This window comes from Gemmatimonadales bacterium (assembly GCA_019637315.1).
Lineage (GTDB): Bacteria > Gemmatimonadota > Gemmatimonadetes > Gemmatimonadales > GWC2-71-9 > SHZU01.
Window position 1 is genome coordinate 286,284 of sequence record JAHBVU010000002.1, and the last position, 8,717, is coordinate 295,000.

The 8,717-nt window shown below is 65.7% G+C and carries 7 protein-coding genes and 2 rRNA genes (1 of these 9 only partly in view); 3 read left to right on the top strand and 6 right to left on the bottom strand.

Annotated elements, in window-relative coordinates; all coding sequences use genetic code 11:
- Nucleotides 1-52: 52 nt before the first annotated feature.
- From KF785_03255 to era, 3 genes are read right to left on the bottom strand one after another with little or no spacing between them, the layout of a single operon-like run.
- Nucleotides 53-1,879: a hypothetical protein gene (locus KF785_03255; GenBank protein ID MBX3145763.1), complete on the bottom strand. Its 1,827-nt coding sequence runs from the start codon at nucleotides 1,877-1,879 to the stop codon at nucleotides 53-55.
- On the bottom strand, nucleotides 1,876-2,043 hold the full coding sequence (locus KF785_03260) for a Trm112 family protein (protein MBX3145764.1): 168 nt from the start codon (nucleotides 2,041-2,043) through the stop codon (nucleotides 1,876-1,878). The genes KF785_03255 and KF785_03260 overlap by 4 nt, the downstream gene beginning before the upstream one ends.
- The gene (gene era / locus KF785_03265) at nucleotides 2,040-2,912 is read right to left on the bottom strand and encodes a GTPase Era (GenBank protein ID MBX3145765.1); all 873 of its coding nucleotides are present in this window, start codon (nucleotides 2,910-2,912) and stop codon (nucleotides 2,040-2,042) included. Before era ends, KF785_03260 begins: the two co-directional genes overlap by 4 nt.
- Before the next feature lie 102 nt (nucleotides 2,913-3,014).
- Between era and KF785_03270 the strand changes: the two genes are divergently transcribed.
- Nucleotides 3,015-4,286 (top strand): hypothetical protein, encoded by a 1,272-nt coding sequence (locus KF785_03270; protein MBX3145766.1) that lies wholly within the window; start codon nucleotides 3,015-3,017, stop codon nucleotides 4,284-4,286.
- A gap of 22 nt (nucleotides 4,287-4,308) precedes the next feature.
- Here KF785_03270 and KF785_03275 read toward each other — a convergent pair whose 3' ends face one another.
- Nucleotides 4,309-5,562 (bottom strand): pyridoxal phosphate-dependent aminotransferase, encoded by a 1,254-nt coding sequence (locus KF785_03275; GenBank protein ID MBX3145767.1) that lies wholly within the window; start codon nucleotides 5,560-5,562, stop codon nucleotides 4,309-4,311.
- Between the two features lie 509 nt (nucleotides 5,563-6,071).
- Here KF785_03275 and cysK point away from each other — a divergent pair.
- Together cysK and KF785_03285 are read left to right on the top strand one after the other, a co-directional pair.
- Nucleotides 6,072-7,004 (top strand): cysteine synthase A, encoded by a 933-nt coding sequence (cysK, locus tag KF785_03280; protein MBX3145768.1) that lies wholly within the window; start codon nucleotides 6,072-6,074, stop codon nucleotides 7,002-7,004.
- Nucleotides 7,005-7,066: 62 nt separating this feature from the next.
- A complete protein-coding gene (locus tag KF785_03285; protein ID MBX3145769.1) occupies nucleotides 7,067-7,411 on the top strand; it encodes a VOC family protein in 345 nt (114 codons plus the stop codon).
- A 224-nt stretch (nucleotides 7,412-7,635) separates the two neighbouring features.
- On the opposite strand, the gene rrf is transcribed toward KF785_03285, so the two are convergent.
- Both rrf and KF785_03295 read right to left on the bottom strand, forming a co-directional pair.
- A 5S ribosomal RNA gene (gene rrf, locus KF785_03290) occupies nucleotides 7,636-7,752 on the bottom strand.
- A 207-nt stretch (nucleotides 7,753-7,959) separates the two neighbouring features.
- Nucleotides 7,960-8,717: ribosomal RNA gene (locus tag KF785_03295) — 23S ribosomal RNA — on the bottom strand; it runs 2,178 nt beyond the window's last position.

An 8,717-nucleotide genomic window follows, 5' to 3' on the forward strand; every position in this document is an offset into this window, starting at 1 on the left:
ACATCCCGTAAGAGATTACAAATGGGCAACTTAGGACCGTCGGACCGGACTGTCAAATGAACAGCGCCGCCACTGCGATCAGGCCATAGAGCGCCACCAGCTGCGCCCCCCGGAACCAGCCCGTTTCGTCTTCCGAGGAAACGGCCGTCAAGGCCGCGGCAGTTACCACCAGACCGGCCAGTTCCAGTCTGCCCAGAACAAGACTCATTCCCGATCCGAGACCTGCCCCGATGGCGACGGCCAACGGAGCCAGAACCAGGGCGCCCTGCGCCGCGCCGGCACACGCCCCTTGAAACGCCAGGTCGACCCGACCGCGTCGCGCGCCTTCCAAGGCCGGCGCCCGCTCCGGTAGTGCCGCCACGAGCGGAACCAGGACAAATGCCAGGAGTTCGAAGGGGATTCCCCGCGCAGTCGCCGCCGGCAGGGCACCAACCAGCAGGCCCGCACTGGCGGCCAGGCCCCCCAGGGCCAGCACCAGCAGGCCGATCGCGGTTCCGGGGCCCCACGGCGGAGCGACAGGGGTATGCTCGCCTCGCCCGAAAACGGCCGTCTTGGTTCGACGGGCATGCCAGATCGCGGCCAGGTAGGTCAGCAGCAGGACTGTCGCCATTCCGTAGGAGGGATCGGCCACGGCCGCCGTGTCTTGACCGAGCCGGACGAACGCGGTCGCAGCCCCGAGTCCGACCAGGGCGAGCACCACCGCCGCGCCAGACGCCCGCTGCAATGACCGGTTGGTTCGCACGGAAGGCTCCATGCCGGCCGCGAGCGACCCCAGCCCGGGCACCAGCAGCGCAGTCGCCACGATCGCACCGACCAGCGCTCCCTGCGCCAGCTGCGTGGCACCTGCCATCAGCGCAACGACGACCACGACCAGCGTAGCCGTGTTGCCCAACAGGCCATGGACGGCGGCCCCGATGGTCGGTCCGGCGCGATCCGCCAAGGCTTCGGAGACATATCCGGCCAGCACAGCGAACGCCGCCAGGCCAACCGCCGCCGCCGGCAGAACGGCCAGCGGGTCCGCTCCCGTGTACCAAAGGCCTGCCGCGGCGGGCAGAGCGAGGAAGAGCAGCCAACTGAGACGAAACCGGAAGGTCGGCTGCGGGCGGGCAATCCGACGAGGCCCCGGAGGCTGCACCGCCGGACGCGCCGGCTGCCGGTTCGAGTCGGACCGATCCCGACCTGGACGATCGGCGCGCTGTTCAGCACGAGGCGAGGCGCTCTTCGGGTCGTCCCGCCGGCCCTCCTCCCGTTTCGGGCGCTCTGGCCTCTCGCGCTTGGCCTCACCCCGCGGCTGCGGGTTCGCTTCCTCACGCGGTTTCTTGTCGCGGGGTTCTCGCGGCGGCCGTGGCTCGCGCGCCTCCCGCCCCTGTCGCGCCTCGACGGCAGGCTTGGCCACCGCCTCCTCGCTGCCGGAGAATGCCTCCGCAGCTGCCGGCGCAGTGGCTTGCGGCGGCGCGACCGGTGGGTCCGGAAGTCCGAGCGCCGCGCGCAGCGCGACCGGTGCGCGCGGATCCGCCTTCAGCAACTGGGACATCCGGCCCTTCGGCTGCGCCAACAGCTGACGCAACAGGTCCCGATCCTCCACCGCTTCGCGCCCCTCGCGGAGCGCCTCGGTCCGGGCCGCTTCCACCACCCGCTCGGCAAAGCGACTGAGGGTCGGTTCCGACGGTGCCCCTTCCGGTCCCTGTCTGAGTCCGGTGAGGAGCTCCTGACGCGCCCGCGCCGGTTCGATCCCGGCGCTGGCAAACAGGGTCGCTGCCAAGCTGGTGTCGTCACTCAGCAGCGCAGCAAGCAGGTGTTCGGTTCCTACGAAGCCGTGGCGATGCTCGGCCGCCAACCCTCGCGCAGTGGAGAGGGTACGATCGACGACCTCGGTCATAGCGGGCGCGCCTCGTCGATCAGCATCACGGGTATGTCATCTTCAACCGGATAGCCCAGCTTGCAGACATGACAGATCAGCACCTGATCGTCCGGCCGGTATTCGAGGTCTCCCTTGCATTTCGGGCAGACCAGGATGTCCAGCAGTTCTGGCGCGAGACTCATCGCGCGTCTCTCCGTTCGTTGAGGTCCGGGAAGCCGAGTCGTGTCAGCAGGTCTGCAGACTGCCGCCAGCGCGGCAGCACCTTGACCCAGGTTTCCAGATAGACCCGGCTTCCGAGCAACCCTTCCAGGCGCTGGCGAGCATGCTGACCGATGGCCTTGATCGTCCGCCCTTGCGTACCGATCAGGATTCGTTTCTGGGAGTCGCGTTCGACATACAGGGTTGCCCGAATGTACACCGGGTCCCGATTCTCCTGGAACTCGTCGACGTCGGCCGTGAACGCATAGGGCAGCTCGTCCTCGAGGTACTGAAAGGCCGCTTCCCGCAAGTACTCGACCACGAAGAACCGAAGCGGTTGCGCGCCCAGATCGTCGGCCGGGTACTCCCACTCCCCTTCGGGCAGCAGCGCGGTGATCCGATCGATCAACTGCGCCAGTCCAGTGCCCTGCGCCGCCGATACGAAGATGCGGTCGTCAGCCGCCTCGAGGGAATCGGGCGCCAGATCCGCCTTGGTGTACACCGTCAGCTGCTTGCGAGGCAGCTTTGCATCGGGCGGAAGCAGACTCGCGAGCGGGGGCGCCGGCGCGTCGGAGGCCGGGTGCAGGTGGAGGACGAGATCGGACCGGGCGAGGTCGCGAAGCGCCAATCCCACCATCCGGGACTGCAGCAAGTACGACGGATCGAGCAGCCCGGGCAGATCATGAAACACGATCTGGCTCTCGCCTTCGGTCCGGATCCCGACGACGGGAAGGCGGGTTGCCTGTGCCTTCGGACTCACCATCGAGAGGGGTTCGCCGACCAGCGCGTTCATCAGGGACGATTTCCCAACGTTGGGCCGACCCGCGAGGGCCACGCGTCCAAATCGGGTCATCGAGCCATTGTCGGGAATGCGGTCGGGCGAGACTGCTGCATAACCTGGAAGAATAATCGAGCGACCGCCCCCCTGCAGTCGGTTTGAGTTAGCTTGCACCGCGTGACTCACCCCGGTCTTGCCGCAGCGTTGCCGCCCGTCACGCGACCTGCCTCCCTGGCCTGCTTCACCACGGCAGGAGTGCTGGTCGGGATCCTGCTCCTGTTCGGCAGCGCCCGACTGCCTGGGCAGACCGTTCGGTTGGGAGCCGAGGCCGTGGGCGTCTTTCACGCCAGCGAGCGCTCCCCGGGAGGGACCGGTCGGTCTGCATGGCAGATCATTCACCCGCTGCTGACCGCTCGGGTCGCCTGGCCGAGCGGACTCGGGCTTCGGGCGACGGTCAACCTCGAGGGGCTGACCCTGCCCGAGGGCGAGCTCGCGATGGGTGCCTGGGGTGAGGGCTTCGTCGACCGCCGCCATCCTCATGCCTACGTCCACGAATTGCTGGTCGAGGCCGCGACCACGTTCGAGTGTGGCGGCCTCACGTGTCGAGCAGGCGGATACCTTGGCCGCGGCTTCGCACCTTTCGGGTCAGACGATCCAATGCAGCGGGCGCCGCTCCGATATCCGGTCAACCATCATCTGGCGCAGATTCTGGAACGCGCCATACTTGGTGCGCAGTTCGGAATCGGCCCGCTCACCGCCGAAGCGGCGGTCTTCAACGGTGACGAGCCGGAAGCCCCCTCGCAATGGCCGCGGATCCGCGGTCGCTTTGGCGACTCCTGGTCGGTCCGCGCCACCCTGCGTCCTCTCGATGGCGTGGAGGTGTCCGCATCCACCGCAGCGGTACGGTCGCCCGAGCACCGGCCCGGCGCGGGAGCCGACCACGACAAGCTCCATCTCGGCGCGCGTCTCGAGCAAGCGCTGGGCGGCGGGCATCTCACCGTGCTGGGCGAGTGGGCCCGCACCTCCGAGCTGGAAGCGGCCTTCCTCTACTACTCGAGACTTGGCGAGCTGAGCTGGTCGCACGGGCGCTTTCGGATCCACTACCGGGGCGAGCGAACCGATCGACCCGAGGAAGAACGTCTCGAGCCCTATCGGACCGCTCGCCCCCACCTCGAGAACACCCTGCTCGGCAAAACCCGGTGGACCCTGCATACCGTCGGTGCGGAGCTTGCGATCCCCCCTCGCGGGGCGCTGGCTGCCTCCGTCGTCCTGGAGGCTACCCGCGGCGCCATCGCCAGCGCGGCACCCGGGAGCATCTTCAGCATCGAGCACACCTACGGCGGCAATCGATTCTGGAGTGCGGCGGTTGCCGTTCGGGTCGGTTGGTCGGCGACGGGTCACGACATGGGGCGCTATGGCATTGTCCCGGCCCGTCCGATCAGGCATTGACGGGCCGGGCAAATCTGCGGGTTCAGGCGGTGACCGTGCCGCCGTGGTCCTGCACCATCGCCTGGATCCGGGCAACGCCCTCCCGTACAGCCCCGATCTCTGGACCGAACGAGAAGCGCACGTAGTGCCGGAACCTGGACGGGCGACCCGACCGTCGGCGGCCGGGGTTGACATCGAAGAACTCGCCGGGCACGCAGATGACCTGACGATCGAGGGCCTGCTGGAAGAAGTCTTTTCCCGTGCTGAGCGCAGGCGGCAGGTCAGAGACATCGCCCCAGCAGTAGAAGGTGCCTTCCGGCTCGATATCGAATCGGACCCCGGCACGACGCAAACCATCGAGCATCAGGCGGCGCTTCGGGCGAAAGGCCGCGTTGATAGCTGCGACCTCCGCTCGCACATGATCCGGCTCGAGCAGCGGAATGGCGCGCCGCTGGGTTGGGCGACTGCCGCCGCCGTCGAGGAATGATCCGGTGCTCGAGACCGCCTCGATGACCGGAGCCGGCCCCACGATCCAGCTGCACCGCCAGCCGGGATACCGCCAGTTCTTGGTCAGCCCGTCGAACAGCACCACCGGATCGCGATTGACGTCGTCGACATACGCAGCTGCCGACAGCGGAGGCGACGCCACCCAGCTGTAGTGGGAGTAGAACTCGTCGATCAGCAGGGTGCAGTTGAGGTTCCGCCCGATCTCGACCCACTGACGCAGCTCATCGCCATAGAGGGCATGACCGGTCGGGTTGGCCGGGTTGGACAGGAGCACGACCGACAGGCCCCGACCAACGATCTCCCGACGCAGATCGTCGCGGCTGAAGTGATAGCCCGCAGCACTGTCGAGGAGGATCGGAATGGCGCTGAAGGGTTTGAAGACGTCGAGCAGCTCTTCGTATGCCGTGTAGTCGGGCAGGAAGTGGCCCAGATTGACGTGGCCCAGCGCGGCTGCCGTCCGCGCCAGGGAAACACGACCACCCCCGCAAATGCAGACATTCTCAGGACCGTACTGCGAGGGCAGCCCCCTGCGATACTGGCTGTTGTAGTGCGCAGCCACCGCCTCACGCAATTCCCAGAGCCCGGCAACCGGGGCGTACTCCTGGTCGTCCGGCGCAATCGCAATCGACTCGACCCGCTCCGGCGATCCCGGCAGCGGACCGGCCTCCGGCTGTCCCTGACCAAGGTTACACCAGGCCGGGTCGCCCCCGCGGTAACCACGCCGGGCGGCTTCGGCCGTGGCATGGATGACCCCGGTAAAAGGGACGCGTCGGAAGCCGGGAATCGGCATTTCGCGGACGGGAGATGGAGGATCGACGACGGTGGACTCGGCGGGTGCTGACAGCCTGAAACTCACAGTTCCTCTGGGGGTTGCGGGACGCGGAGACGACAAAGGGGCGCTCGACTTTGCGAGCGCCCCACCCTGCCGGCGACGATCGTCTCGTCTTCGTCGCCCTCGAGGAATGAAAGCACCGTGCCGGCCTGAGCGGAAGCGGGCCCTCGGTCGTCAGCGACCTTGACCACGATCGCCTGGTGACTTAGGCTCGAATCATGGAACGAGCGGTCTTGGCGGTTGGGGTTCCTTCACTCGGCACCTGTTGTCGCGTTGGGGGCGTGTGTTGTCGGCACGCCGCCTCGACAGCTTAGCGGGTTCGTTTCCGGCATACCGCCAACCAGGCTGATCGTGGCTCGCTTCTCCCTTCGAAGCGGGCCTTTGTTTTTTCAGGAGTGCATCACGTGAACCAGTCAGCGTCGATTCCCGAGGTTTTCGCCGGCCCAACGGCCGCTCGCGGGCACCGGGTGGAAGATGCGGTCGGTAACACCCCGCTGATTCGCCTCCGGCGCGTCGTTCCAGCGAGCGCGGCCGCTGTCTTCGTCAAGCTCGAGGGCGTCAACCCTGGCGGGTCGATCAAGGACCGGACGGCGCTGGGCATGATCCAGGACGCCGAGGCTCGCGGGGAACTTCGCCCGGGAGACACCATCGTCGAACCGACCTCAGGCAATACGGGTATTGGCCTGGCGCAGATCGCCAGCGCCCGGGGGTATCGCTTGATCCTGACCCTGCCCTCGTCGATGAGCGAGGAGCGGAAACGCACGCTACTGGGTTACGGCGCCGAGCTCGTCCTGACCGACCCCGAGCGGCGGATGCTCGCTGCAATCGAAGAAGCCGAACGGATTCGAGACCGCCTCGGCGCCTGGATGCCCAATCAGTTCACCAATCCGTCGAATCCGGCCATCCACTACCGCCTGACGGGGCCCGAGCTGTACCAGGGGATGGAGGGTCGGATCGATGCGTTCGTGTATGGCTCCGGTACGGGTGGAACGATCAGCGGGGTTGGCCGCTTCCTCAAGAGTCAGAATCCGGCGACCCGGGTCATTGCCGTCGAGCCTGCCCGATCGCCGGTTCTGTCCGGCGGAGAGCGCGGGCAGCACCAGTTTCAGGGCATGGGCCCAGGGTTCGTTCCGCCCAACTTCGACCGTACTGTGGTCGACGAGATCCGAACGGCGTGGGAGGAGGACGCCTTTCCGTTGGCTCGCCGCCTGATGCGGGAGGAGGGACTCTTCGTCGGGATGTCGAGCGGGGCGATTGCCTGGGTTGCCCTCAACGTCGCGGCGGAACTCGGCCCCGGTGCGCGGGTCGCGATGATCGCACCGGACTCGGCGGCACGTTATCTCTCGACCTCCCTGTTCGATGACCCGACCGCGCAGGCCAGGATCACGACGGCTGGCTAGCCGAAACCGCCCGGTGGCCCGTACTATCCCATCCCCTTCAAACGGACGCTACGGAGCACTCTATGGGATCGGAACACGACCGCCGCATCGACTACATCGAATTCGGGACCGAAGACCTTGCTGCCTCGAAGCGCTTTTTCGAGACCGCCTTCGGCTGGAAGTTTACCGACTACGGGCCTGACTATACCGCATTCGAGGACGGGCGGCTGTCCGGCGGGATCAACGGATCGAGCCCGCCTGGGGGCGCGCCCTTGGTCATCCTCTTTGCATCCGACCTCGAGGAGGTCGAGCGGGCGGTCGTCGCTGCCGGCGGTGTCATCTCCGACCGGCACACCTTCCCGGGCGGTCGTCGGTTTCACTTCACGGAGCCTGGCGGAAACCACCTTGCAGTCTGGAGCGATCACTAGTGCCGGTTCGGCCGGGTGGACTCGTCCGTTGACGGTACGAAACCGAATAGGTGCGGCGGGTCATAGCGAATCGCAACAATCCGACATCGACCGAATGATCGATCGAGGCTCAGTACCCCAAGTCGTTGCGACTAAGCTACTTCAGGAGATGACGTATCAAGGGAGCGAGTGGTCCGGAAACAAAGAAAGCCCTGTTCCGTGAAGAACAGGGCTTTCAATGGGGTGGCTGACGACGGCCTACTCTCCCACGACCTCTCGATCGCAGTACCATCGGCGCTACGAGGCTTAACGACCGTGTTCGGAATGGGAACGGGTGTGGCCCTCGCGCGCTAGTCATCAGCCAATCTTGTGCTATCGGTCTCGATTCAGCCAGCGGTTTGCATTCCGTGATCCGAGATCATCCCTGTATACCAGGGGAAGATCCATAGGGTCACGTGGTGAATGCACCGGACCTGGCGTCGCGACCGATAGGGATATCCTGCGGGATATCCATAATCGGCAACTGAGGGTATTGGGTGATGAACTAGTGATACACCGAAAAGATGGAAGAGATCAAACTACACGGGCGATTAGTAGCGCTCGACTGAAGGCCTCTCAGCCCGTACATCTGCGCCCTATCAACGTGGTGGTCTCCCACGGCCCTTTAGGGACCTTGCGGTCCAGGAGTGTTAATCTTGGGGACAGTTTCCCACTTAGATGCATTCAGCGGTTATCTGCGCACGACATCGCTACCGGGCGGTGCCCCTGGCGGGACAGCCCGTACACGGGAGGTCATTTCGTCCCGGTCCTCTCGTACTAAGGACGACGCCCCTCAACACTCCTACGCCCACAGCGGATACAGACCGAACTGTCTCACGACGTTCTGAACCCAGCTCATGTGCCACTTTAACCGGCGAACAGCCGGACCCTTGGGACCTTCTCCAGCCCCAGGATGTGACAAGCCGACATCGAGGTGCCAAACCGCGTCGTCGATATGAACTCTCGGACGCGATAAGCCTGTTATCCCCAGCGTACCTTTTATCCTATAAGCGATGGCCCATCCACACGGGACCACCGGATCACTTAAGCCGACTTTCGTCCCTGCTCGCGCTGTCGCGCTCGCAGTCAGGCGCCCTTTTGCTTATACACTCGTCGTGCGATTACCGACCGCACTGAGGGCACCATAGCGAGCCTCCGGTACTCTTTAGGAGGCGTCCGCCCCAGACAAACTACCCACCTGCCACGGTCCTCGGCGCTGTGAACGCCTGAGTGAGATAGTCAACAAAAGAAGGGTGGTATTTCACTGGTGCCTCCACCCAGGCCGAAA